Annotated in this window: 20 protein-coding genes and 1 tRNA gene; 10 read left to right on the forward strand and 11 right to left on the reverse strand. The window is 67.9% G+C overall.

Annotation, left to right across the window (positions count from 1 at the left end; genetic code table 11):
* Positions 1–617 precede the first annotated feature (617 nt).
* Genes AC1DGI_RS09405 through AC1DGI_RS09415 form a run of 3 tightly spaced genes read right to left on the reverse strand, consistent with a single transcriptional unit; the run spans position 618 to position 2,295 of the window.
* A complete protein-coding gene (locus AC1DGI_RS09405; protein WP_441399694.1) occupies positions 618–1,529 on the reverse strand; it encodes an NUDIX hydrolase in 912 nt (303 codons plus the stop codon).
* A gap of 17 nt (positions 1,530–1,546) precedes the next feature.
* A complete protein-coding gene (locus tag AC1DGI_RS09410) occupies positions 1,547–2,137 on the reverse strand; it encodes a RidA family protein (RefSeq protein ID WP_476898598.1) in 591 nt (196 codons plus the stop codon).
* Positions 2,138–2,139: 2 nt separating this feature from the next.
* Positions 2,140–2,295, reverse strand: coding sequence for a DUF4177 domain-containing protein (locus AC1DGI_RS09415; RefSeq protein ID WP_175321496.1), 156 nt, complete (start codon positions 2,293–2,295; stop codon positions 2,140–2,142).
* Between the two features lie 37 nt (positions 2,296–2,332).
* Here AC1DGI_RS09415 and AC1DGI_RS09420 point away from each other — a divergent pair, with 37 nt between their 5' ends.
* The 5 genes from AC1DGI_RS09420 to AC1DGI_RS09440 all read left to right on the forward strand — a co-directional run bounded on the left by AC1DGI_RS09420 (position 2,333) and on the right by AC1DGI_RS09440 (position 9,795).
* Positions 2,333–4,696, forward strand: a complete 2,364-nt coding sequence (locus AC1DGI_RS09420; RefSeq protein WP_476898599.1) for a transglycosylase domain-containing protein — start codon at positions 2,333–2,335, stop codon at positions 4,694–4,696.
* A 3-nt stretch (positions 4,697–4,699) separates the two neighbouring features.
* The gene (locus AC1DGI_RS09425) at positions 4,700–5,647 is read left to right on the forward strand and encodes a metallophosphoesterase (protein ID WP_476898600.1); all 948 of its coding nucleotides are present in this window, start codon (positions 4,700–4,702) and stop codon (positions 5,645–5,647) included.
* 350 nt (positions 5,648–5,997) lie between these two features.
* A complete protein-coding gene (locus AC1DGI_RS09430) occupies positions 5,998–7,815 on the forward strand; it encodes an ABC transporter ATP-binding protein (protein ID WP_476898601.1) in 1,818 nt (605 codons plus the stop codon).
* Positions 7,812–9,644, forward strand: coding sequence for an ABC transporter ATP-binding protein (locus AC1DGI_RS09435; RefSeq protein ID WP_476898602.1), 1,833 nt, complete (start codon positions 7,812–7,814; stop codon positions 9,642–9,644). The genes AC1DGI_RS09430 and AC1DGI_RS09435 overlap by 4 nt, the downstream gene beginning before the upstream one ends.
* A 74-nt stretch (positions 9,645–9,718) precedes the next feature.
* Positions 9,719–9,795: transfer RNA gene (locus tag AC1DGI_RS09440), tRNA-Pro, on the forward strand.
* Positions 9,796–9,999: 204 nt separating this feature from the next.
* Here AC1DGI_RS09440 and AC1DGI_RS09445 read toward each other — a convergent pair.
* Entirely contained in the window at positions 10,000–10,245 is a 246-nt protein-coding gene (locus tag AC1DGI_RS09445; protein ID WP_441400910.1) for a hypothetical protein, read from the reverse strand.
* Positions 10,246–10,388: 143 nt separating this feature from the next.
* Here AC1DGI_RS09445 and AC1DGI_RS09450 point away from each other — a divergent pair, with 143 nt between their 5' ends.
* Entirely contained in the window at positions 10,389–11,654 is a 1,266-nt protein-coding gene (locus AC1DGI_RS09450; RefSeq protein ID WP_441400912.1) for a helix-turn-helix domain-containing protein, read from the forward strand.
* A 21-nt stretch (positions 11,655–11,675) separates the two neighbouring features.
* On the opposite strand, the gene AC1DGI_RS09455 is transcribed toward AC1DGI_RS09450, so the two are convergent.
* Together AC1DGI_RS09455 and purD are read right to left on the reverse strand one after the other, a co-directional pair.
* The gene (locus tag AC1DGI_RS09455) at positions 11,676–12,623 is read right to left on the reverse strand and encodes a phosphoribosylaminoimidazolesuccinocarboxamide synthase (protein WP_476898603.1); all 948 of its coding nucleotides are present in this window, start codon (positions 12,621–12,623) and stop codon (positions 11,676–11,678) included.
* Between the two features lie 2 nt (positions 12,624–12,625).
* Positions 12,626–13,954: a phosphoribosylamine--glycine ligase gene (gene purD, locus AC1DGI_RS09460; protein ID WP_441400915.1), complete on the reverse strand. Its 1,329-nt coding sequence runs from the start codon at positions 13,952–13,954 to the stop codon at positions 12,626–12,628.
* 227 nt (positions 13,955–14,181) lie between these two features.
* On the opposite strand from purD, the gene AC1DGI_RS09465 reads away from it, so the two are divergent.
* Genes AC1DGI_RS09465 through AC1DGI_RS09475 form a run of 3 tightly spaced genes read left to right on the forward strand, consistent with a single transcriptional unit; the run spans position 14,182 to position 17,296 of the window.
* Positions 14,182–15,795 carry a molybdopterin-dependent oxidoreductase gene (locus AC1DGI_RS09465; RefSeq protein WP_476898604.1) on the forward strand — a complete coding sequence of 538 codons (1,614 nt, stop codon included), beginning with the start codon at positions 14,182–14,184 and terminating at the stop codon, positions 15,793–15,795.
* Between the two features lie 36 nt (positions 15,796–15,831).
* Positions 15,832–16,848, forward strand: a complete 1,017-nt coding sequence (locus AC1DGI_RS09470; protein WP_441400917.1) for an asparaginase — start codon at positions 15,832–15,834, stop codon at positions 16,846–16,848.
* 4 nt (positions 16,849–16,852) lie between these two features.
* A complete protein-coding gene (locus tag AC1DGI_RS09475) occupies positions 16,853–17,296 on the forward strand; it encodes a sterol carrier family protein (protein ID WP_476898605.1) in 444 nt (147 codons plus the stop codon).
* A 34-nt stretch (positions 17,297–17,330) separates the two neighbouring features.
* Here the strand turns inward: AC1DGI_RS09475 and AC1DGI_RS09480 are convergent, their stop codons facing one another.
* Positions 17,331–18,092, reverse strand: a complete 762-nt coding sequence (locus AC1DGI_RS09480) for an SDR family oxidoreductase (RefSeq protein WP_476898606.1) — start codon at positions 18,090–18,092, stop codon at positions 17,331–17,333.
* A 169-nt stretch (positions 18,093–18,261) separates the two neighbouring features.
* Here AC1DGI_RS09480 and AC1DGI_RS09485 point away from each other — a divergent pair, with 169 nt between their 5' ends.
* A complete protein-coding gene (locus AC1DGI_RS09485; RefSeq protein WP_476898607.1) occupies positions 18,262–19,191 on the forward strand; it encodes a CHAD domain-containing protein in 930 nt (309 codons plus the stop codon).
* A gap of 18 nt (positions 19,192–19,209) precedes the next feature.
* Here AC1DGI_RS09485 and AC1DGI_RS09490 read toward each other — a convergent pair whose 3' ends face one another.
* The 4 genes from AC1DGI_RS09490 to AC1DGI_RS09505 form a co-directional block, all read right to left on the reverse strand.
* Positions 19,210–20,385: a zinc-dependent alcohol dehydrogenase gene (locus tag AC1DGI_RS09490; RefSeq protein WP_476898608.1), complete on the reverse strand. Its 1,176-nt coding sequence runs from the start codon at positions 20,383–20,385 to the stop codon at positions 19,210–19,212.
* A 70-nt stretch (positions 20,386–20,455) separates the two neighbouring features.
* Positions 20,456–21,172: an HAD family hydrolase gene (locus AC1DGI_RS09495; RefSeq protein WP_476898609.1), complete on the reverse strand. Its 717-nt coding sequence runs from the start codon at positions 21,170–21,172 to the stop codon at positions 20,456–20,458.
* Positions 21,159–21,461 (reverse strand): YegP family protein, encoded by a 303-nt coding sequence (locus AC1DGI_RS09500; protein ID WP_476898610.1) that lies wholly within the window; start codon positions 21,459–21,461, stop codon positions 21,159–21,161. Before AC1DGI_RS09500 ends, AC1DGI_RS09495 begins: the two co-directional genes overlap by 14 nt.
* A gap of 127 nt (positions 21,462–21,588) precedes the next feature.
* Positions 21,589–23,352, reverse strand: a complete 1,764-nt coding sequence (locus AC1DGI_RS09505; RefSeq protein ID WP_476898611.1) for a glycoside hydrolase family 15 protein — start codon at positions 23,350–23,352, stop codon at positions 21,589–21,591.
* Positions 23,353–23,375: the final 23 nt, after the last annotated feature.

Here is a 23,375-nt window from a genome sequence, read left to right on the forward strand (position 1 = left end):
TCGTCGCCGCTGCCTTCGCGCCCCAACCCATCTCGAACAACGCTACCGCGGCCTCGCGCTGTTCCTCAGATAACGAACTACTGTCCTGCATAAAACTGCTCCCCGATAGAAGGACCGATTTCTCAGTCCAACTTTCGGGGAGCAGTTCAGAAACGGACCGGCCTTCGGCGGTTAACGCGTTCAGCGGTTTAGGCCTTCAGCGGTTAGGGCTGGGGTGAGTTGCGTTCGGTGGGGCCGGTGGCGCAGGGCAGGTGCCGTGGTTTCACACGCTCGGGGCATGAGGCTCGGCAGGCTCCTGCGGCCGGGATCCCGCTCCCCCGGAGCATGCCCATTCTTGGCGCCCCGCCGCCCCGGACATGCCCAGTCCCCGCGGCGAGGAATGGGCATAATGCCAGCATGCCCATTGGCCCCGGCTAGCGCAGGGCATGTCCCCAGGCCTGCCCAAGCGCGCGGGGGCATGTCCAGCGGTGGCAAGCCCAGAAGGGCATGTCCAGTGGTCAAACAAAGCCAAGAACCAGCCCCGGCGCATGTTCCCACGCCAGCCCAAGCGAGCGGAGGGCATGTCCAACGGTGGCAGGCCCAGAAGGGCATGTCCAGTGCCGGCGAGCAGCCCGGGTCTACCGGACCCGCGGGGGTTCGCCGGCCGCGGCCTTGGCGGCCTCGACCTGCAACATGAGCTTGCCGTCGACCTCCACCAGGGTCGGCTGGTAGGGGTGCGCGGTGCGTTTGTGGCTGAGGTAGGCGATGCAGCCGTTCGCGGCGGCCATCTTCTCCAGCATGATCTCTGAGCCCGGAACCAGGAGTTGGCCCAGCGTCAGGCCCACCGTGTTCGGCTGCCCCACCTCGTCGCCGAGGGCCGTGGTGTCACGCTCGGCGACCACCTTGCGGACGCAGACCCAGCGCGCCCACACGCCCTTGCTGGCCAACATCGAGGGCTGCTGGTTCATCGGCACGGTCGCGGCAAAGTACCTGGTATTGAAACGTCGGTGCGAGAAGTCCGGACTGAGCCAGTTCACCAGCGGTTTGAGCAGGTCGGTCCGCAGGGAAAGTCCGCGCTTGGCCAGCACGTCTGCGAATGCCTTCTCCTGATCGGCCACGGCTTCCCTGACACGCATAATCTCGGCGGTCGAGGTTCCTTCCACGGTGCTGGACAGGTCCGGGCCGGCGAGCAGAATCCCGGTCTCCTCGAATAGCTCCCGGATCGCGCCCACCACATGCCGGCGCACCAGCCCGACGTCGGTGGAACCCAGCTTCTCCGCCCACTGCTGCGGAGTGGGGCCCAGCCAGCCGATGGCGGCGTCGTCGGAGGCCTCCAGTGACCCGCCAGGGAAGGCGAGGACGCCCAGGGGCGAAGTGCCGGGCCGGTAGCCCAGCCAGGTCTCCAGGCCGGTGGGCGAATCCCGCAGCAGGACCACGGAAGAGGCGTGGCGTGGGGCCCGCGGGGTCCGCTCGCCGTCTTCAAGCCAGCTGTGGGCTGCTCCCTCCAGATCCGGGGGGAGCACAAACAGGCGTCGTGCTAAGTGTGGCAAGGGAAGTGACCGGCCCTCTAGGTGAATTCTGCTATTAGTTCGACCTCGACGGGCGAGTCGAGCGGCAGCACTGAAACGCCGACGGCGGATCTTGCGTGCTGGCCTGCGTCGCCTAGGACCTTGCCCAGGAGCTCGGAGGCGCCGTTGATGACACCGGGCTGGCCGGTGAACGAGGGATCGGAGGAGACGAAGCCGACCACCTTGACGATCCGCGTGATGCGGTCCAGATCGCCGATCACGCTTTTCACGGCGGCCAGCGCGTTGACGGCGCAGACCTCGGCGTAGCGTTTGGCTGCGTCCGGGGACACCGTCGGCTCGTCCGAGGCGCCCTCGGTCCCGGACGAGACCTTGCCGGTGGCCTCGAGCTTGCCGTCGATGAAGGGCAACTGGCCGGAGGTGTAGACGTGGTTGCCGGAGATGACGGCGGGGACGTATGCGGCCACCGGGGCGGCCACCGCGGGAAGCGTGAGGCCAAGCTCGGCGAGGCGCTGTTCGACGGCGGACGACGCGCCGGGGGCGGCGGCATTCCCGCCGGCACCGGCGCCGGTTCCGGCACTGTCCGCGGGGCTATCTACCGCGGCCGGGGCAGCCGTTTCGGGGGTACTCATGGCTAGTTCTTCTCCCGCTTCAGGTAGGCAACGAGGCCGTTTCCGTCGGGGCCCGGAACAACCTGAACAAGCTCCCAGCCGTCGTCGCCCCACTGATCCAGAATCTGCTTCGTSGCGTGGATAATGAGCGGAATCGTGGCGTACTCCCATTTGGTCATGAAGTAAAGCCTAGTCCTTGCCGGTAAAGTGGAAAACATGGCGACTGGCAAGAACCCTTTATTCGACACGGCCACCACCCTCGGAAAGATCATTCTCTTCCTTGGCGTGAGCGCGATTTGTGGTGTGCTCGTGGCGGGACTGCTGGTCCCCGCCGCCGCCCTCTCGGGCAACACGGCCAGCGGGTCGATCAAATTCTTTGAGACCCTGCCGGCCGAGCTGCAGGTTGATCCGCCGAGCCAGGCGACCACGATCCTTGCCGCCGACGGCAGCGTGATCGCCAGCGTCTTCTCGGAGAACCGCACCCGCGTGTCGCTGGACCAGATGTCGCCCTACATCAAGGACGCGGTGATCTCCATCGAGGACAGCCGCTTCTACGAGCACGGCGGCGTGGACACCACCGGCATCCTTCGCGCCCTCGTCAGCACCGCCCGCGGCAACAAGCAGGGTGCGTCGACCATCACGCAGCAGTACGTCAACAACGTCATCAACTCCTCTCTGGAGTCCGAGGGTAAAAGCGACCAGATCCTCCTCAACGGCGTCAACAAGGGCGTGGGGGACAAACTCCGCGAGATGAAGCTCGCGATCGCCTTGGAGAAGAAGTTCACCAAAGAACAAATCCTTGAGGGCTACCTCAATATCGTGTTCTTCAACCGGGACGCCTACGGCATCGAGGCGGCGTCGAAGTTCTTCTTCAGCACCAGCGCCAAGGACCTCTCCCTGCCGCAGGCCGCGCTGCTGGCCGGACTGGTCAACAGCCCGTCCTTCTACGACCCGATCGTCCACCCGGATAACGCCAAGGTGCGCCGCGACCTGGTACTCAAGGCCATGCTGAGCCAAGGCAAGATCAAGCAGCCGGACTACGACGCGGCCGTAGCGACTCCGGTGGAAACCAAGGTGACCCAGGCCAAACAGGGCTGCCAGAACGCTGCGATGGCGCCCTATTTCTGCGACTACGTCCTGCACCTGTTGCAGAACAACCCGGCGTACGGTGCGGATGAGGCCACCCGTACGCGGAAGATCGTCCGCGGCGGCCTGACCATCAAGACCACTCTGGACCCCAAGGCCCAAGCCGTCGCCCAAGCCCAGGTGGATGCCTCGGCCGGGGCGAACCCGGACAAGTGGGGCGCTGCCCTGGTCTCGGTCCAGCCCGGCACCGGCCAGATCACCAACATGGCCCAAAACACCGTCTGGTTGCCCGCTGAGGGCAAGTTCAATACCCAGATCAACTTCAGCGTCGATAAGCTCGACGCGAAGGGCAACGACCTCGGCGGCCTTGGCGGCGCCCAGCCGGGATCGACGATGAAGCCGTTCACCTTCGCGGAATGGCTCAATGAGGGCAAGTCGATGAACACGGTGCTCAACGGCGCCGTGCGGAAGTACCCGCTGAACTTCCCCTGGCGGAACTCCTGCGGCGTGACCACCGGCGCGTACAACACCGCGGAGAAGGGCCTCGGTGCGGCAGACGACCTGCAGAACGCCGAAGAAACCTGGTACCGCCCCCTGACCGTACTCGAGGGCCTCTACAACTCCATCAACACCATCACCTTCGCGTCCGCTGCCCAACTGGACTTCTGCGGCATCCAGAAGACTGTTGACGCCGTCGGGCTGCACTCCGGCCTGCCCACGACGGACCAGGACGGGAAGATTGTGTTGGACGCGAACGGTAACGTCAAGGATCCGAACCCGAAGATCAACATGTTCTCCACCGGCAACCTGCTGGGTTCCACCCAGACTTCGCCGCTGTCCATGGCCAGTGCCTTCGCGACCTTCGCCAACGACGGCAAGTACTGCGAACCGATCGCCATCACCTCCGTGACGGATGCAACCGGCGCCCAACTCCCGGCACAGGCCACCAGCTGCCGGGACGCCATCAAGCCCGAGGTCGCCCGCGGCGTGAACTACGCACTCCAGGAAGTCCTGAACAGGGGATCCGGCGCGCTAATCAAGCCGAGGATCTCCACCCGGACCAACTTCCCGATCGCGGCGAAGACCGGTACCTCGAACAACAACGAGTCCACGTGGGTGGTGGGCCACACCACCGGCCTCGCCACCGCGTCGTGGTTCGGTGACCCGCTGGGCAACCAGAGCCGCCCGGGCCAGAACATCACCATTAACGGCCAGTTCTACAAGGGCATTGACGGTTACATGATCGCCGGTCCGCAGTGGTCCAACTTCATGGCGCAGATTGCCCCGGCCTACGGCACCAACCCGTTCCCGGCCCCGCCTTCGAATATGGTCTCAGGGGGCTACACAGCTCCGGTGCCGAGGGTGTCCACGCAGGCAACAGCTCCGGCGGCGCCGGCAACGACGCAGGCGACGCCGGCCCCCAGCGACAGTGCCCCGCCGGCTGCCGTTCCCGGCAACCCCCCGACGACGCCGTCCACAGGCACCGGCGGGTAACGGATGCCCGCCACCAGAACGCTGGCAAGCCGCGCCCGGAGCATCGGGCGCGGCTTTGCCGTGACCGCGGCCGCCGGAGTAGCCGCTGGCGCCGCGGCAGCGGGCTACGGTCTTTGGGAGAAGAACCAGTTCGTCCTGCGGGAAGAAACCCTTCCGATCCTGCCACCCGGCTTCGGACCACTGCGCGTGCTGCACCTGAGCGACATCCACTTCGTGCCGGGCCAGCGCCGGAAGGCCGCTTGGCTCGCGTCCCTCGCCGAACTAAGACCGGACCTGGTGGTCAACACCGGAGACAACCTCAGCCACCCTGACGCCGTGGGTCCCGTCCTGGAAGCCCTGCGTCCGCTGCTGGAGTACCCCGGCGTGTTCGTTCCCGGCTCGAACGACTACTACGCCCCACGATTCAAGAACCCGGCATCGTATTTCTTCGGACCCTCTAAACGGCCGAAGAGCCCCGTGGCACTGGACTGGCCGCGGCTCCGGGCCGGTTTCGGCATGGAGGGCTGGGTGGACCTGACCAACCGCTGCCAGTCACTGGTCATCAAGGGCCTGCGCGTGGACTTTTCCGGCGTGGACGATCCGCACCTGCGCCTTGAACGGTACGCAGGCTGGCCCCGCGGCACCAGGGGCCAGGACGCCAAGCCGCACCTGCGGATCGCCGTCGCCCATGCCCCCTACCAGCGGGTGCTGGACCATTTCACCGACGACGCCGCGGACTTGCTGCTGGCCGGGCACACCCACGGCGGGCAGATCTGCATCCCGGGCTACGGGGCACTCGTGGCCAACTGCGACCTCCCCACCTGGCGCGCCAAGGGGCTGCATGACTGGGAAAGCAAAGGACGGACGACGCCGGTCAACGTCTCCGGGGGAATTGGCACCTCCCGCTTCGCCCCGGTCCGCATCGCCTGCAAGCCCGAAGCCGTGCTGCTGACGCTCACCGCCCGCCCCTGAGCCCGGCCGCCCCGTCCGTCAGCGCACCCATGCTCCCGGGCTGCGCGGCGCGGGACATGCTCTCCCCCGGGCTCAGCGGATGGACATCGTGGGGTTATGCCCGCTCCTCACCGCGAAAACTGGGCATGTCCCGCGGTGCCTGACGCGACGACTGGGCATGTCCCGCGGTGCGCGACCCCAAGACTGGGCATGTCCCGCGCAGACCCCGCCAGGAAACCCCGATTGGCGCGCGGACTTCCGGATCAGGCCGGGAGGCTGTGAACCGGGTCACCCGATGGCCTAGGGTAGTTGCTACAGGAAACTACATCCAGGTGCGTAATCCGTTTCGCAGTTGCAGTTAAGAAGCAGGCATGGCCAAGCAGACCCCGTTCTTCTCCTCCATCAGTCGTCTCTATCCGCACGTCAGGCCGATAATGCCGCGGCTGGTCATGGGCCTGCTGTGTGCCTTGACGGCCAGCGTCGTCGCCCTGGCCGTCCCCCAGGTGCTGCGCGTGCTCGTCAACAACTGGCTGAACCCCGGCGGGAGCAGCCAGGCCGTCTGGGTCGCCTCCTTGATCATTCTGGTGCTGGGCGTCGCCGAGGCCGGGCTGGTGGCGCTGCGCCGGCAGTTCGTCATCAACCCCGCCACCACGGTGGAAACCCGGATGCGCGTCTCGCTCTACGGCCAACTGCAGGACCTGACGGTTTCCTTCCATGACCGCTGGGGTTCCGGCCAGCTCCTGTCGCGCGCCATGACGGACCTGAACTTCCTCCGCCGCTGGATGGCGTTCGGGGCGATTATGCTCGTGGTCACCACGCTGACGGTGGTGATCGGCGTCGTCGTGATGTTCTCGATGAGCTGGCAGCTGGCGCTGATCTTCCTGGCCGCCGCCGTGCCGATCATGCTCTACGGCTTCCGGTTCCGCACCCGGTTCGGCAAGGTGGCCCGCCGCAGCCAGGACCAGGCCGGGGACCTCGCCACCACCGTCGAGGAGTCCGTGCACGGCATCCGCGTGCTGAAAGCGTTCGGACGCAGCCAAGAAGCGCTGGAAAACTTCAACGAACAGGCCCAGGAGCTGCGTCTGACCGAGATCGCGAAGGCCAAGCACCTGGCCGGCTTCAGCCTGGTTGTCACGCTGCTGCCCGAGCTCGCCCTCGGTGCCGGGCTCGTCGTCGGCGTCATGCTGACGGCCGGCGGCCAGCTGAGCATCGGCTCCCTCGTGGCGTTCTTCGCCACCGCCGCCGTCATCGCCGCCCCCGTGGAGGCCTGCGGGATGCTCCTCGCCATGGCGCTCACCGCCAAGACCGCGGTGGACCGGCACTTCGAAGTGATGGACTCGGTCAACACCATCACGGACCCGCCGGAGCCGGTCCGCCCCACGCCGCTCAAGGGCACCCTCGAATTCCGCAATGCCGCCTTCGCCTTCGAGGACGCCCCGGACAAGCCGATCCTCAAGGACATCTGCCTGGACATCCGCCCCGGCGAGACCATGGCCCTGGTGGGCATCACCGGCAGCGGGAAAAGCGCCCTGCTGCAGCTCGTGCCGCGCCTGTTCGACGTCACCGGGGGCTCGGTCACGATCGACGGCGTGGACCTGCGCGACTTCAGCGTGGAGGAACTGCGGACCATTGTGGCCGTCGCCTTCGAGGACACCACACTGTTTTCCCGCTCTGTCCGGGACAACGTGCTGCTCGGCGTCCAGGGGAACGAAACGGCGGAGCGCCGGGAGCAAATCCTGGCCGAGGCGCTGGACACCGCCCAGGCCCACTTCGCCTACTCTCTGCCGCAGGGCCTGGACACCTTGATCGGCGAGGAGGGCCTGAGCCTGTCCGGCGGCCAGCGGCAGCGCATCGCCCTGGCCCGTGCCGTGGCCGCCCAGCCCAAGGTACTGGTCCTTGACGATCCGCTCTCCGCGCTGGACGTCAACACCGAGGAACTCGTCGAGGCCAGGCTGCGCGAGGTGCTCGCGGACACCACCACCCTGATCGTCGCCCACCGGCCCTCCACCGTGGCCCTGGCCGACCGGGTGGCCTTGCTGGAGGACGGACGGATCGCCGCCGTCGGCACCCACACCGAACTGCTCGCGGAGAACAGCCACTACCGCTACGTCATCGCCAGCCTGGATCCGGAGCCCCGGGACCTGGACTCCGAGCTGTCCGCACTCGAGGCCGAGGAGATCTCCCGATGAGTACAGCTACCTTCGGCACCGCCAACGAGGACAACGCACACCTGTCCAAGTCCGACAGCAAGGCGGTCCGGCGCCGCTCCCTGGCGCTGCTCGGTTCGCTGATCCGTCCGGTCCGCCTGCGCTTCTGGCTGACCATCGCCGCCGTCGTGCTCTCCCAGGCCGCCCGCGTCGCCGGCCCGGCGCTGATCGCCTTCGGGATCGACCACGCCCTGCCGGCCCTGCGCGCCGGTGACAGCGTCCCGCTCGTGCTCGCCGGCGTCGCGTACCTCGCCGCGGCGGTCGCGACGGCGTGGCTCACCGCCGTGTACGTGACCTCGACGGCGCGCCTGAGCCAGGCGATGCTGCTGGACCTGCGCGTACGGGTCTTCCGGCAGACCCAGCGGCTGAGCCTGGAGTTCCACGAAAAATACACCTCGGGACGCATCATCGCCCGGCAGACCTCGGACCTCGAAGCCCTGCGTGACCTCCTCGACTCCGGAGTCAGCTCCCTCGCGTCCGGGATCATCTTCATGTTCTTCACCGCCATCACCGTGTTCGTCCTCGACTGGCGCAGCGGACTGCTGGTGCTCGCCGCGGGCGTGCCGATGTACTTCCTGGCCCGCTGGTACCAGAAGCACTCCCAGATCGCGTTCCGCGAATCCCGCGTGGTCTCGGCCCGGCTGATCGTGCACTTCATCGAGACCATGACCGGCATCCGCGCCGTCAAGGCCTTCCGCAAGGAGCGCCAGAACGCCGAGCGTTACGCGGAGCTCTCCGAGGACTACCGCAAGGTCACGGTCCGCTCCATCAACCTCAACGGCATCTTCCAGCCCGGCCTGGTGCTGATCGGGAACGTCTGCGTCGCCGTCGTCCTGCTCTCCGGCGGCTTCCGGGTGCTCAGCGGCGAACTCGCGGTGGGGGTGCTGCTGGCGCTGATCCTCTCCGCCAAGCGCTTCTTCCAGCCGGTGGACCAGATGGCGATGTTCTACAACTCCTTCCAGAGCGCGCAGGCGGCGCTGGAGAAGGTCTCCGGGCTGCTGGAGGAAGTGCCCACCGTCCGGCCGCCCGTCGATCCTGTGCCGTTGTCCGAGGCGAAGGGCCGCATCGATTTCCGGAACGTCGAGTTCCGCTACGGCGACGGCCCGGTGGTCATCCCGGCCATGGACCTGCAGATTCCCGCCGGACAGACAGTCGCCCTGGTGGGGCAGACCGGCGCCGGGAAGTCCACGCTGGCCAAGCTGATCGCCCGTTTCTACGACGTCTCGGCCGGCTCGCTGACGCTCGACGGCGTGGACCTGCGGCAGCTGACGACGGCGGACCTGCGCCGGAACATCGTCATGGTCACCCAAGAAGCCTTCCTGTTCAGCGGCTCGGTCGCGGACAACATTGCCCTAGGCCGACCCGGGGCCTCCCGGCAGGAGATCGAGGACGCCGCGAAGGCTGTGGGCGCCGACGGGTTCATCACCGCCCTGCCGGACGGCTACGACACCGACGTCAACAAGCGCGGCGGCCGCGTCTCGGCCGGGCAGCGCCAGCTGATCAGCTTCGCCCGGGCGTTCCTGGCCCGGCCCGCCGTCCTGATCCTCGACGAGGCCACGTCCTCGCTGGATATCCCCTCCGAGCGCATGGTCCAGGCCGGGCTGGCGAGCCTGCTGCGCGGAACCGCTGCCGGGGAGGCGGACCGCACGGCGCTGATCATCGCGCACCGGCTCTCCACCGTGGAGACCGCGGACCGCGTGCTGGTGGTCCATGACGGCCGGGTGGTGGAGGACGGCACCCCGGCGGAACTCATCGGCGGCGGAGGCCGCTTCGCCCAGCTGCACGGGGCGTGGAAGGACTCGCTGGTCTGATTCCGATCTCGTCCCAATTCGCATCCGGGGCCGGAATCGGATACTCTTGTGAAGTTGCTTTTGAAGTAACGGATCGGGATGTGGCGCAGCTTGGTAGCGCGCGTCGTTCGGGACGACGAGGTCGCAGGTTCAAATCCTGTCATCCCGACCAGTCAAAAAGAGGGCCTTCCAGTTGGAAGGCCCTCTTTTGCGTCCGGCGGCCCCTCACCCCCGCCGAATCCCCGTCGACTGCTCCGTAACGGCCCTTTTGAGGCGTCAGAAGGGCCGTTACGGAGCAATCGACGAGGGTTGACCGGCACAAAACAGCCCCGGGATATCTTTTGCGGATGTCCCGGGGCTGTTTTCGGAGCGTTGTCTACATCGGGTCCGGCCAGTTGCCGATGTTGGTTGAATAGGTCATCGGGTCCGGCCAGTTGCCGATCGCCGAAAGGCTGCCCTGGGTCGAGCTCATCGGATCCGGCCAGTTGCCGATTGCCTGGGTGCTGTTGCCCATGGGGTCCGGCCAGTTACCGATGGCACTTACTGACAGCACTGCGGGAGCCGTTGCGGAGAACGCCAGCGCCCCAGCCAAGGCGACGGAGGCGGCAATCTTCTTGAACATGTGGGTTCCTCAATACGAGTCGGAAATACGAGTCGGATAGTTACAAAGCCAGCACGAGCCCTTGTTGACATACATTGTAAAATTACTTGCACAGAGACTGTCAAGCATTTAGCACAAAGACTGTCCGGAATTAGGAGGAACCCGTGGGGAACGGATTCGGGGAAAAACTCCGAGCGGAACGGCTGGAGCGCGGCCTCACCCAGGCCGAACTGGGCAGGGACAAATACTCCCCCAGTTACATCTCGTTGCTCGAAACCGGCCGCCGTGAACCGACCGCGGAAGTCATCGAGGAACTGGCGCGCCGCCTCGAGCTCGCACCCAAGGCCCTGGAGGCCTGGAGCCAGCCCGTATCGGTCAGCGACGCCGAATACGTCCTGGCGGGGCTTTACGCCCGGCAGGCCTGGGACCTTCGCGACTATCCGCTGGCCGCCAGCCACGCGGCCATGGCCGCCCAGATCGCGATCGAAGGCAAGAACACCAGCGCTTGGTGGAACATGACCTACATGCAGGCCGAATGCCTGATGAAGCAGGGCCAGCTCAAGGAATGCCAGGACCTGGTCCAGCGGCTCCTCGACCACCCGATGGCCGCTGAGTCGGTCGGCCTGGGGGTTCGTGCGCGGCAGATGCTGGCTGCCGTCTGCCACGGCCAGGGCCAGTTGGCGGTCGCCGTCGAACACGCGCAGGAGGCCGTGCGGCTTTGCGACCAGCTGCCCAAGGGGTCCACGCTCATCATCGGCGCGCTGCGTGCACTGATCGGCGCCCTGGCGGAAAGCGGCCGGCTGGACGAGGCGTGGCAATACTGCCAGGACATGAACGCCCAGATGGATGAACAGTCCATGTCCCAACTCGCTGGCGAAGTGGCCTGGGTGATCGGGAACGTGGCGTTCATGCGCCATGACTATGCCGAGGGCATCAAGTACCACGAGAAAGCCTCCAAGCTGCTTTCGCCGGCGAACGACATCGACCTCTGGGCGAGGTTCAACAAGGCCTCCGCGGCGGTCCGCCTGTCCTCCGGCATCGTTGAGCCGGAAACCCTGTCCTCGATCGAGCGCGCCGAACTCGCCCTCTCGATCGTGGGCGGCAACAAGACGGACCACCTGGAAGTCGCTTTTATCCGTGCCCGCTGGCTCTACCTGACCGGCGACATTGTCGGGGCCGTGCAGAAGCTGCGCGAGATCCACGCCGAGCGGGATGCGCTGGCCAAGCACGTCGCCGGCGAGGTGGCGCTGCTGCTCGGCAAGGCGCTGAAGGCCGCCGGCGAGGCCGAGGAAGCCCTCGTGTACCTGGACGAAGCCCAGAAGGAGTTCAGCTCCGCCGGCGCCTCGGACCGGGTCCAGCAGGCGATGGACGCCGTGCTGGAAATCCGCCTGGCCCAGCGCCGCGCCGAAGCCGCCGCCGCCAGCAGCTAGCCGCGCCGGGCCCCAGGCCCGTTAGGCGAAGGTGCGCCCGGTGAGCAACTCGTAAGCTTCCACGTAGCGGCTGCGGGTGCGGACGACGACGTCGGCCGGGAGCGCCGGGGGCGGCGTGTCGGAGGACTTGTCCCAGCCTGATTCGTCGGAGGTCAGCCAGTCGCGGACATACTGCTTGTCGTAGGACGGCTGCGCCCGGCCGGGCTGGTAGGTGGCCGCGTCCCAGAAACGTGAGGAGTCCGGCGTCAGGACCTCGTCGCCGAGGGTGATGACGCCGGTTGCGGGGTCCAGGCCAAACTCCACCTTGGTGTCGGCCAGGATGATCCCGCGGCCGCGGGCAATCTCCTCGGCCCTGGTGTAGATCTCCAGGGTCAGTTCGCGGAGCCGTCCGGCAACGTTCTCGCCGACCAGCCCGACGACGGCGTCGTAGGTGATGTTCTCGTCATGCTCCCCGACTTCCGCCTTCGCGGAGGGGGTGAAGATGGCCTGTTCGAGCCGGGATCCGTCCACCAGACCCGGCGGCAGCGGGATGCTGCACACGGTGCCCGAGGCCCGATATTCAGCCAGCCCGGAGCCGGTCAGGTACCCGCGGGCGATGCATTCCACCGGGAACATTTCAAGTTTTTTGCAGATCATGGCGCGGCCCTCGACCGCGGCGGGAACCCCGCCGTCGACCGTGGACGCGAGGACATGGTGCTCCACGCCGAGCTGCTCGAACCACCACAGGCTCAGCTGGGTGAGGATGCGGCCCTTGTCCGGGATCTCGCTCGCGAGGACATGATCGTAGGCGCTGATCCGGTCGCTGGCCACCACCAGGACGCACTCACGGCCGACGCGTTCCGTGATCGCGGCGTCGGCAGGGATGTAGAGGTCGCGGACCTTCCCGGAGTAGACGTGCGTCCAGCCCGGGAGGTCCAGGGTTTCGGTGTCCAGGCCGCCGGCGGGCAGTGCGGGTTCGCCTGCGTTCATGCTCAGGCCTTCGCTTTCGCACCGGCGGTGTGCGCGGCTGCCGTTGATTTGCCGGGCGCCGTCACCTTGATTTCGCCGCGGGCGGCCTTGCCGCCGATGTCGGTGCGGAACTGGCCGCCGTCGAGTTGGACCAGTTCGACGCCGTCATACGCCCGTTCCCGGGCCTCCACGAGGTCGGTGCCGAGCGCCACCACGGCAAGGACGCGGCCGCCTGCGGAGACGACCTTGCCGTCGTCGTCCAGTTTGGAGCCGGCGTGGATCACGTGCACGCCCTCGATCGCCTCGACCTTCTTCAGGCCGCGGATCCGGTCCCCGGTCCGCGGCGTGCCGGGGTAGTTTTCGGCGGCGACGACGACGGCGACGGCCGATTCCTTGGACCAGCGCAGCGGCTGCACCTTGTCCAGACCGCCCTTGGCGGCGGCCATCAGCAGGCCGCCGAGGGGTGTCTTGAGCCGGGCCAGGACGGCCTGGGTTTCCGGGTCGCCGAAGCGGACGTTGAACTCGATAACCCGGGTGCCGCGGGAAGTCAGGGCGAGGCCGACGAACAGCACGCCGACGAACGGGGTGCCACGGTGGGCCATCTGGTTGACGGTGGGCTGCGCGACCCGGTCGATGACCTCCTGGACCAGGCCGTCGGGGACCCAATCCAAGGGGGTGTAGGCGCCCATGCCGCCGGTATTGGGACCCTCGTCGTTGTCGAAGATGCGCTTGAAATCCTGGGCCGGGGAAAGCGCCACGGTGCTGCTGCCGTCGCACAGGACGAACAGGGAGACCTCCGGGCCGTCGAGGAACTCCTCGATCACCACGGTGCCGCCGGCGTCGAAGCAGCTCTGGGCGTGCGCCAGGGCCTCGTCCCGGTTGCGGGTGACGACGACGCCCTTGCCGGCGGCGAGCCCGTCATCCTTCACGACGTAGGGGGCACCGAAGGTATCAAGCGCGTCGGCGGCTTCCTCGGCGTTGGACGCCACGCGGGCCATCGCGGTGGGCACCCCGGCCTCGGCCATGACTTCCTTGGCGAAGGCTTTGGAGGCTTCCAGTTGCGCGGCGGCCTTGCTGGGGCCGAACACGGGGATCCCGGCCTCGCGGACCGCGTCGGAGACTCCGGCGGCGAGCGGGGCCTCGGGCCCCACCACGACGAGGTCGACGCCGAGCCTGGTCGCCAGGGCGGCGACCGCGTTGGGGTCGCTCGCGTCGACGGGGTACGTGGGGACCAGCTTGGCGATACCGGCGTTGCCCGGGGCCGCGTGGACCTCGGAAACATTCGGGTCGGCGAGCAGGGAACGGACAATGGCGTGTTCGCGGCCGCCGGGACCGATGACAAGTACCTTCACAGTTCTCAAGGGTACTTTGTGGACCCGGCAGGCTCCTAAGCTGTGACCCCCGCGGGACATGCCCAGTCCTGGCCGTCCGTTCCACGCCATCCTCGCGGGACATGCCCAGTCCTGGCCGCGGCCACTGGACATAGCGCCCACATGCCCGTCCGTGCCACCCAGGGGAGCGCATGTCCACCTCGCCGGACAATCCCAACGCCCCGCCGCTCCGAACACCCTGTATGACGATGCCCAGCACCCGGAAGCCCGGTACCTCCCCGCAGTCCAAGAAACGGTCCGCGTGGCGGTCTGGTTCCACGGCCCTCGCCGCCCTTGCCGGGGTGGTTTCGGCAGCCGTCGTCCTGTCCGCCGCGGAACTGATCGGCGCGTTCTTCACTGCGCGGGCGACGCCGCTGATTGCGTTGGGCTCGACGTTCATCGACTTCACGCCGCTGTGGATGAAGAACTTTGCCGTTGAAACGTTCGGCACCAATGACAAGGCCGCGCTGTTCGTCGGGATGGCTGTCACGATCCTGCTCCTCGCTTGCGTGCTAGGCATCGTGGCGTACCGAAAATGGGCCCTGGGTGTGGCCGGCGTCGTGCTGATGGGGGCGGTGATCGTGGCCAGCGTGGTGACGCGGGCCGGCGTGAAACCGCTCGACGCCATCCCCTCGCTGATCGGCACCGCCGCCGGCCTGGTCGTGCTCCGGCTCCTGACCACCAGGCTGTGGCGGATGCGGGAATGGCCGGACGTTGCGGCGGACCGTGGCGCCAAGGAGCCGGACCGCCCGGCAACCTCACGCCGCGCCTTCTTCGCCGCGACCGGCATCACCGCCGTGGCTGCCGCCGCAGCCGCCACCGGCGGACGGCTCCTGAGCGCCGCCCGCAGCAACGTGGCCCAAGCCCGGGAGGCCCTGAAACTGCCGGCACCCGCGAAGGCTGCCGCCCCGGTGCCCGCCGGCGTCCAATCCAAGGCCGCGGGCGTTACCCCCTGGCTGACGCCCAACAAGGACTTCTACCGGATCGATACCGCCCTCAGCGTGCCGGAAATCGCCGCCCAGGACTGGGAACTGCGGATCCACGGCCTGGTCGAACAAGAGGTGCGGCTAAGCTTCCAGGACCTGCTGGATGCGAAACTGATCGAATCCCACGTCTCGCTGACCTGCGTCTCCAACCCCGTCGGCGGCAACCTCGCCGGCAACGCCAAATGGCTGGGCATGCCCATCCGTGACGTGCTCAAGATGGCCCGGCCCAAGCAGGGCGCCGACATGGTGCTCTCAACTTCCGTCGACGGTTTCAGCGCCTCCACGCCGCTGGAGGTCCTGCAGGACGGCCGCGACGCGATGCTGGCGATCGGCATGAACGGCGAGGCGCTTCCTCTCGAGCACGGCTACCCGGTGCGGATGGTGGTTCCCGGGCTGTACGGCTTCGTCTCGGCGACCAAATGGGTGGTGGACCTGGAAGTGACCCGGTTCGCGGACCACAAGGCCTACTGGACCCAGCGCGGCTGGTCCGAACGCGGACCGATCAAGACCATGGCCCGGGTGGAGGTCCCCAAGTCCTTCGCCAAGGTCGCTGCCGGACGGGTCGCGATCGGCGGCACCGCCTGGGCGCAAACCCGCGGCATCACCAAGGTGGAGGTCCAGATCGACAACGGCCCGTGGACCGAGGCGGTGCTCTCCGCCGAGGCCTCGGTGGTGACCTGGCGGCAGTGGTCCTTCGACTGGCAAGCCACCCCGGGCCCGCACTACATCAAGGCCCGCGCCACCGACGGCACCGGCGAAGTCCAGACGGACAAGCGCGCCGACCCGGTTCCCGACGGCGCCTCCGGCTGGCAGTCGGTCATGGTCACCGTGGAGTAACCGGGCTGAGCCGGCTTCGCACCCTAGAATTGCAGCATGCCTTTGAACCCGCATGCCACGTTCACCGTTGAGTCCGCCGTCGAGCTGGCAGTCGTTGAACGGAGCGGCTTTGTCGAGTCCCGGCACATCGGCTCGGCCGTCGTGCTGTCCGCGGACGGCAATGTCGTCACCGAACTCGGCGACATCACCACCCCCATCTACGCGCGCTCCACGCTCAAGCCGTTGCAGGCCCTGGCCTCCATGCAGTCCGGCGTTCCGCTGCGCGGCGCACAGGTGGCGATCGCGTGCGGCAGCCACGTAGGTTCCCTCGACCACATGGACGTGGTGGAGGGCATGCTCAAGGCCGCCGGCGTCAAGGAGGACCAGCTGCAGTGCCCCGCGGCGTGGCCCGAGGACGAGACGGCCCGGACCTGGCTGATCCAGACCGAACGCGGAAAATCCCGGCTTGCCTTCAACTGCTCGGGAAAGCACGCGGCGTTTCTCTGGGCCTGCACGGAAAACGGCTGGGACACGCACAGCTACCTCGAACCAAACCATCCCCTGCAGCAGCGCATCCGCTCCGTGATCGAGGAGTACTGCGGCGAACGGATCGCCCATCTCGGCATCGACGGCTGCGGCGCCCCCGTGGCCGCCGTGTCACTCACCGGCCTGGCCCGAGCCTTCTCCCGGCTGGCCAAGGCTCCCGGCGACAACAACTCCAACGCCCGGGCCGCCACGATTGCGACCTCCATGCTGGACTACCCGTGGGCCGTGCAAGGCCGCGGGCAGGCCAACACGATCGTGATGGACGAACTTGGCATCATCGCCAAGGTCGGCGCCGAGGGGGTGCTGGTGATGGCCACCCCGCAGGGCGTCTCGGTGGCCATCAAGGTCCTCGACGGCAACATCCGCGCCACCACGCTGGTGGGCCTGACCCTGCTCGCCGCCGCGGGGGCCGTGGAGATCCCGGAGGTCTCCAGCGTGCTGGAAAAGGTGGTCGACCCGGTGCTGGGCGGCGGCCGCCCGGTCGGCAAAATCCGCCTCGGCCACGCCGTCTCGGCGCTGCTGGACTAGGGCCGTGGCCGTTTCACGACGCCGGATCCCGCTGGATGAGGGCCGCGCGGCGCTGGCCGCCTGGCGCGACGCCAACGCCCCGTCATCCGACGCCGCGAGGGCCGACGCGCCGGCCTCGGACTTGGCTCACTCCGACATGCCGGACTCGGACGCTGCAGCCCCCGTGTCCCGCAATACGCTCGCGACGGCGGTGCGCTACTCCCTCGAGGAGGTCACCGCACGGGCGCCCGGCAATTCGGTGGAGGTCCGCGTCCCGCCGTTCGGGGTCACGCAGTGCGTCGAGGGCCCGCGGCACACCCGCGGCACACCGCCCAACGTGATCGAGTGCGACGCCGCCACCTGGCTCGCGATGGTCACCGGCCGGCTCAGCTGGGCGGACGCGGTCGGCGCCGGACGGGTAGCTGCCTCGGGGTTGCGCGCCGACCTGTCCAGGCTGCTGCCGCTCTAGCAAGGCCGCCGCTGTCATCCGGGCGGCAGGCTGTTCAGCCGCGGCCGATGAACGGCATCCCGGCAGCGGTGATCACGAGCGACCCGACACTCGCGGCCGCGGGCATGCCGGCCATCAGCAGCACGGCGCGGGCCGCGTCCTCGACCGGAAACGTCGGTTCCACCCGTCGGCTGCCGTCAGCCTGCAGCGCACCGTCCCCCACGCCAAGCTCGCTCATCAGCGCCGTCGCCGTGTTGCCGATATCGATCTGCCCGCAGCTGATGCCGAAGGCGCGGCCGTCGAGCTCGATGCTCTTGGTCAGCCCGGTGATGCCGTGCTTGGTGACCGTGTAGGCGACGGTGCGCGGCCGGGGTGAGTGCGCCGCGATGGAACCATTGTTGATGATCCGGCCGCCCTGCGGGGACTGCGCCTTCATCGCCCGCACGGCGGCGGCGGCGCATAGCAGGGAGCCGGTCAGGTTCACGGCCACCGTGGCCTCCCAGTCCGCGACACTGATCTCGTCCACCGAACCGACAGGGCCGACGACCCCGGCATTGTTGAACAGCACGTCCACCCGGCCCCAGTGCTCCAGCACCACGGCGAAAAGCCGCTCGACGTCGTCTCGCTGGGAAACGTCGCAGGGCACCGCGAGCGCTTGCGCGTGGCCCGCCCCGGTTTCCAGCAGCGGCGCCTCCCGCCGGCCGACCAGCACCACGCGGTAGCCTTCCGTCAGCATGAGCCGGGCCACTGCCCTCCCGATCCCGGAACCCGCTCCGGTGACGACGGCGACCGGGCCGAGGTGGTGCTGATGCGACATGTGGGTCTCCTGATATGACGGGCTCTAGTGTGTGTGACGGGCTGGAGTGCGCTCCCGGCCAGCCTATGCCGGTCCGACACGTCGCGGCAGTGCCCAACGCAATCATTGCCCCAAATTGAACTCTCGCGGCACCCCTTGCGCCGTCGAAGTGCCGGAGACATAGTGAAGGGTGGCAACCACCGCCGGCGACGTCCTGCTGGCCTACCTTGGGCAACAGCTCGCTGAGCTGCGCACGCACGCGGCCGGAGTCCGGGCGAAGCAGCCCGAGGAAGTCCACCACATGCGGGTCGCGGCGAGGCGCCTCCGCTCATTGCTGGCTTCGGGCCGGCCGCTCTTCGAGGACGGCGCCGTGGAACCGGTGCGCACCGAACTGCGCTGGCTCTCCGGGCTGCTCGGGGCCGGCCGCGACCCGGGCGTGGTGCACGACCGGCTGACCTTACTGCTCGCCCGGGAGCCCGAGTCGCTTCGCTGGCTTTCCGGACCGCGCGGCCCGGCCGCCCGGCGGATCGACGAGGAGCTCGACGCCCTGACTGCAGCCGGACTCGATGCTGCCTGCGAGGCGCTCGGCGGCGAGCGCTACGCGCAATTGCTGACCGCCCTGGAAGAGCTGGTCGGCGCGGCGCCGCTCTCGGCCAAAGCTGCCCGGTCTTCCGGAACGGGGATTCGCAAGCTGGTGGCAAAGGACGAGCGCCGGCTCCGGCGCGCCGTCGACGCACTTCCCCCGCAGGCAGACGATAGCGGGGCCGACAGGGACGCAGGCCTCCATGAAATCCGGAAGGCAGCGAAGCGGCTGCGGTACTCAGCGGAGGTCGCCGCCTCGCTGCCGCGGCATTCCGGGGGTGGCCACACGTCGGCCAAGAAGCAGCGCCGCCGCGCCAAGAAGACGGCGAAGTCGGCGGCCAAGATCCAGCAGCTGCTAGGCCAGCATCAGGACAGTGTGATGGCGCGGGCGCAGCTGGCCGAACTGGGCGGCCGTGCGCTACGCAGCGGGGAGAACGGCTTCACGTACGGGCGGCTCCACGCCAGGGAGGAGAGCCTGGCGGCCGACGCCGAGCGGTCGTTCCTGAAGCTCTGGCACAAGGAACACCCGACTCGCTGACGCCGCTGCCGAGTGCCGTCAGGGCTTGAGCACCACCTTGATGCAGCCGTCCTGCTTTTTCTGGAACTTCTCGTACATCGCCGGAGCCTCATCCAGGCTGGCCTGATGCGTCACGAGATCCATGACCCCCAGCGGGTCGGCGTCGGACTCCACCAAAGGCAACAGGTCCTCCGTCCAGCGCCGGACGTTGCACTGGCCCATCCGCAGCTGGATTTGCTTGTCGAACATGTGCATGAGCGGCATCGGGGAGGCCGAACCGCCGTAGACCCCGCTCAGCGAGACAGTGCCGCCGCGCCGGACCCCGTCCAAGGCGGTGTAGAGCGCGGACAGCCGGTCCACCCCCACGGTCTCGAAGGCTTTCTGCGCCAGTTTGTCCGGCAACAACCCGGCCGCGTGCTGGGCGAACGACGCCACCGGCGAGTCGTGGGCTTCCATCCCGACCGCGTCCACCACCGAATCGGCACCCCTGCCCTGCGTCATTGACCGAAGTTCGTCGGCGACGCCCTTGGAGTAGTCCAGGGTTTCGACGCCGTGCCGCTCCGCCATTGCCCGGCGCTCCGGCACCGGGTCCACGCCGATCACGCGCAGGCCGAGGTGCTTCCCGATCCGCGAGGCGAACTGTCCCACCGGGCCAAGGCCCAGCACCGCAAGCGTCCCGCCCTCGGGCACGTCCGCGTACTTCACGCCCTGCCAGGCGGTCGGAAGGATATCCGACAGGAAGAGGTACCGCTCGTCCGGGAGCTCCGAACCCACTTTGATTGGCCCGTAGTCGGCGTGCGGCACCCGCAGGTACTCGGCCTGGCCGCCGGGCACGGATCCGTACAGCTCGGAGAAACCAAAGAGTGCGGCCCCGGAACCCTTTTCCTTGACCTGGGTAGTTTCACACTGGGACTGCAGTCCCTGGCTGCACATGAAGCAGTGGCCGCAGGAGATGTTGAACGGGATGACCACGCGGTCCCCTTTGGCCAGGTTAGTGACAGCGCTGCCTACTTCCACGACGACCCCCATCGGTTCGTGCCCGATGATGTCGCCCTTGTGCATGTACGGGCCGAGAACCTCGTAGAGGTGCAGGTCGGAACCGCAGATGGCCGTGGAGGTGATCCGTATGATCGCGTCGGTGGGGGCCTGGATGACCGGATCGGGTACTTCTTCCACGCTCACGGAACGTTTGCCTTGCCAAGTAAGTGCTTTCACGGAAGTGCCTTTCGGTGGACGGAAGAGTCAGCGGGTCTGGGAAATTTGAGGCGGCCGCCGGCCCGGACGGTCAGTTACCGCGGACGCGCGCGGCGAGTTTGCCGATGGCGCTGCCAGCGAGGTTGTTGAGCAGCGCGCGCGGACTTTCGTAGACCTCCACGGCGCCGGCTTCGCGGAGTTCGGCCTCGCTGGTGCCGCCGCAGGTGAGGCCGATCGCCGGGATGTCCAGAGCGCCGGCTGCGTAGACGTCCCAGACGGCGTCGCCCACGTACACGGCATTGCCGGCCGGAACGCCCACGGCTTTGAGTGCTGCGACGAGGATGTCCGGGGCGGGCTTGCTTTCCTTCGCGTCGGCGGAACTTGTGGCGGCGTGAATATAGGCATCCGCGCCGATCGCGCCGCGGAGGATCTCAAGGTCCCGATCCCGGGCCGAGGAGGCCAGCGCGACGGCGAGTCCGCTGTCGAAGCACTGCGCCAGCAGTTCCCGGGCGCCGTCGAGCCGTCGGAGGGACGGCCAAAAGGTGGAGAAGACGGCCGCATGGGAGGTCATGATGGTGTCGTCGGCATCCGTGTCCCGGTCTGCCGGCAACAGGTGGTTGAGGATCTTGTCCCCGCCCATGCCGACCGAGCGGTGAATGCTCGCCATCGGCACGTCATAGCCTGCCTGTCGGAACGCCTGCCACCACGCGAGGGTATGCAGGTACGCCGAATCGACCAGCGTCCCGTCGACGTCGAAGAGAACTGCGGCCTTGTGCTGCCCGGCCGAGGGGGCCTCAGTGGTGGGCACGGGTCCTCTTCACGGCCGCAAGCGTCCCTCCGGTGAGCGAGGAGCCGCGACCTGCACCGCCGCCGCTCCGCCGCTTGGCCAAGGAGGACAGGACCGCGGACTGGCTGTCGCCGCTGCGGTCACGGATCAGGCCGGTTCCGGCGATCTCCCGGGTCTGGGCAATGCCGGCCACGGCCGCCCGCTTTGTCGGGAAGGTGACCGAGACAGCCATCAGTCCACCGTCACTGTCCATCATCCGAATCCGGTAGCCGCCGTCGGGCGCGTCCACGAGCTCGAAATAACCAGCCATCGCATACTCCTCTAATCCTGCCCCACGCGGGGTATTAGTAAGTATACTTATCTACGCTCTGGAGAAAAGTCCTGTCCGGCCCGCGGACGTGGCCTGTGACGCCGTTAACCGCCGCCAAAGCGGGGCGTCAGTGGCCGTCCGCCTCCAGTTTGAGCGCACTGTGAACGAGGGCGAAGTGGCTGAACGCCTGCGGCGTGTTCCCTAGTTGCCGCGCCTCGGCGACACCCCACTCCTCGCTGAGGAGTCCGACGTCGTTACGCAACGCCAACAGCCGTTCGAACAGTTCCCTGGCTTCATGGCGCCGACCGACGTCGATCAGCGCGTCCACGAGCCAGAAAGAGCAGGCGAGGAAGACGCCCTCTCCGCCGGGGACGCCGTCGTCGCTTTGTTCCTGCCGGTAACGCAACAGGAAGCCGTCCCGCGTGAGTTCCCGTTGCACTGCGTCGACAGTACCGACGACCCGCGGGTCGTCCGCGGCCAGGAAGCCCACCCGCGGGATGAGCAGCAGGCTGGCGTCGAGTTCGGGCCGGCCGTAGGACTGCACGAACGTGTTGCGTTCGACGTCGAACCCGTTGGCCATGACGTCTGCGTGGATCTTGTCGCGGAGGGCTTCCCAGCGGTCTGCCGGGCCCGGGAGATCGAAGTCCCGGACGCCCTTGACCATCCGGTCCGCGGCCACCCAGGCCATTACCTTGGAATGGGTGAAATGGCGGCGGGGGCCGCGCATCTCCCAGAGGCCATTGTCCGGGCGGTCCCAGGCGGTCTCCAGATGTTCCATTAGCGCCACCTGGACATCCCAGGAGTCATCCTTTTGCCGCAGCAGCGAGGTCCGGGTCAGGGCCAGGCCGTCCAGCACCTCGCCCCAGACGTCCAGCTGCAGTTGCCCGGCCGCGCCGTTGCCAATCCGCACCGGCGCCGACCCCTCATAGCCGGGCAGCCAGTCCAGCGTCATTTCGGGCAACCGGCGCTCACCGTGCAGCCCGTACATGATCTGCAGGTCCGCCGGGTCCCCGGCCACCGCGCGGAGCAGCCAGTGCCGCCAGGCCGCGGCCTCCTCCGAGTAGCCCGAGGCGAGCAGGGCCTGCAGGGTCAGGGTCGCGTCCCGAAGCCAGCAATAGCGGTAGTCCCAGTTGCGTTCGCCGCCGAGTTCCTCGGGCAGCGAGGTGGTCACTGCGGCGACGATGCCGCCGGTCGGGGCGTACGTCAGGGCCTTGAGGGTGATCAGCGAGCGCAGCACGGCGTCGCGGTACGGGCCCGCGGCCGAACATTTGGCAGACCACTGCCGCCAGAACGATTCGGTGGCTGCGAGGACGCCTTCCGGGTCCACCGCGCGCGGGCGGCCAAGGTGGCTGGGAGCCCAGGTCAGCACAAACGGTATACGCTCCCCGGCCGTCACGGTGAAGTCGCTCGCGGTTTCCATATGCTCGCCGCGCAGCGGGACGTCGGTGACCAGGTACGCGGCGTCGGGGCCGGCCACGGCGTGGATCCCGTGCTTGTCGCGGCGGACCCAGGGGACGATGTGTCCGTAGTCGAACCGCAGGGCCAGTTCGCCGCGCATCCGGACCGTTCCACGGACCCCCACCACGATCCGCACGATGTCCGCCGCGCCGTCGCGGGGAGACATGAAATCGATAACGGTGACCGCGCCGTCCGGGGTTTCCCACTCAGTTTCAAGAATGAGGGTGTCCTCCCGATACCGCCGGCGGGTGCATTCGCCGCCGGCGGCCGGCGCGAGCAGCCAGCGACCGGCTGACGGTCCGCCCAGCAGGGCACCGAAGCAGGCCGGTGAGTCGAAGCGCGGCAGGCAGAGCCAGTCGATGGAACCTTCGGTGTTGATCAAGGCGGCGGTGTGCAAGTCGCCGACTATCGCGTAATCCTCGATGCGAGCCATGGGTCCTACAGTGCCACACGACC

Source organism: Arthrobacter sp. 05N428_2, from assembly GCF_056397065.1.

Coding starts and splice junctions, on each gene's coding strand:
- AC1DGI_RS09410 (WP_476898598.1), bottom strand. CDS start 2,137: ATGAGTACCCCCGAAACGGCTGCCCCGGCCGCGGTAGATAGCCCCGCG.
- AC1DGI_RS09420 (WP_476898599.1), top strand. CDS start 2,333: ATGGCGACTGGCAAGAACCCTTTATTCGACACGGCCACCACCCTCGGA.
- AC1DGI_RS09425 (WP_476898600.1), top strand. CDS start 4,700: ATGCCCGCCACCAGAACGCTGGCAAGCCGCGCCCGGAGCATCGGGCGC.
- AC1DGI_RS09430 (WP_476898601.1), top strand. CDS start 5,998: ATGGCCAAGCAGACCCCGTTCTTCTCCTCCATCAGTCGTCTCTATCCG.
- AC1DGI_RS09435 (WP_476898602.1), top strand. CDS start 7,812: ATGAGTACAGCTACCTTCGGCACCGCCAACGAGGACAACGCACACCTG.
- AC1DGI_RS09445 (WP_441400910.1), bottom strand. CDS start 10,245: ATGTTCAAGAAGATTGCCGCCTCCGTCGCCTTGGCTGGGGCGCTGGCG.
- AC1DGI_RS09455 (WP_476898603.1), bottom strand. CDS start 12,623: ATGAACGCAGGCGAACCCGCACTGCCCGCCGGCGGCCTGGACACCGAA.
- AC1DGI_RS09465 (WP_476898604.1), top strand. CDS start 14,182: ATGCCCAGCACCCGGAAGCCCGGTACCTCCCCGCAGTCCAAGAAACGG.
- AC1DGI_RS09470 (WP_441400917.1), top strand. CDS start 15,832: ATGCCTTTGAACCCGCATGCCACGTTCACCGTTGAGTCCGCCGTCGAG.
- AC1DGI_RS09480 (WP_476898606.1), bottom strand. CDS start 18,092: ATGTCGCATCAGCACCACCTCGGCCCGGTCGCCGTCGTCACCGGAGCG.
- AC1DGI_RS09500 (WP_476898610.1), bottom strand. CDS start 21,461: ATGGCTGGTTATTTCGAGCTCGTGGACGCGCCCGACGGCGGCTACCGG.
- AC1DGI_RS09505 (WP_476898611.1), bottom strand. CDS start 23,352: ATGGCTCGCATCGAGGATTACGCGATAGTCGGCGACTTGCACACCGCC.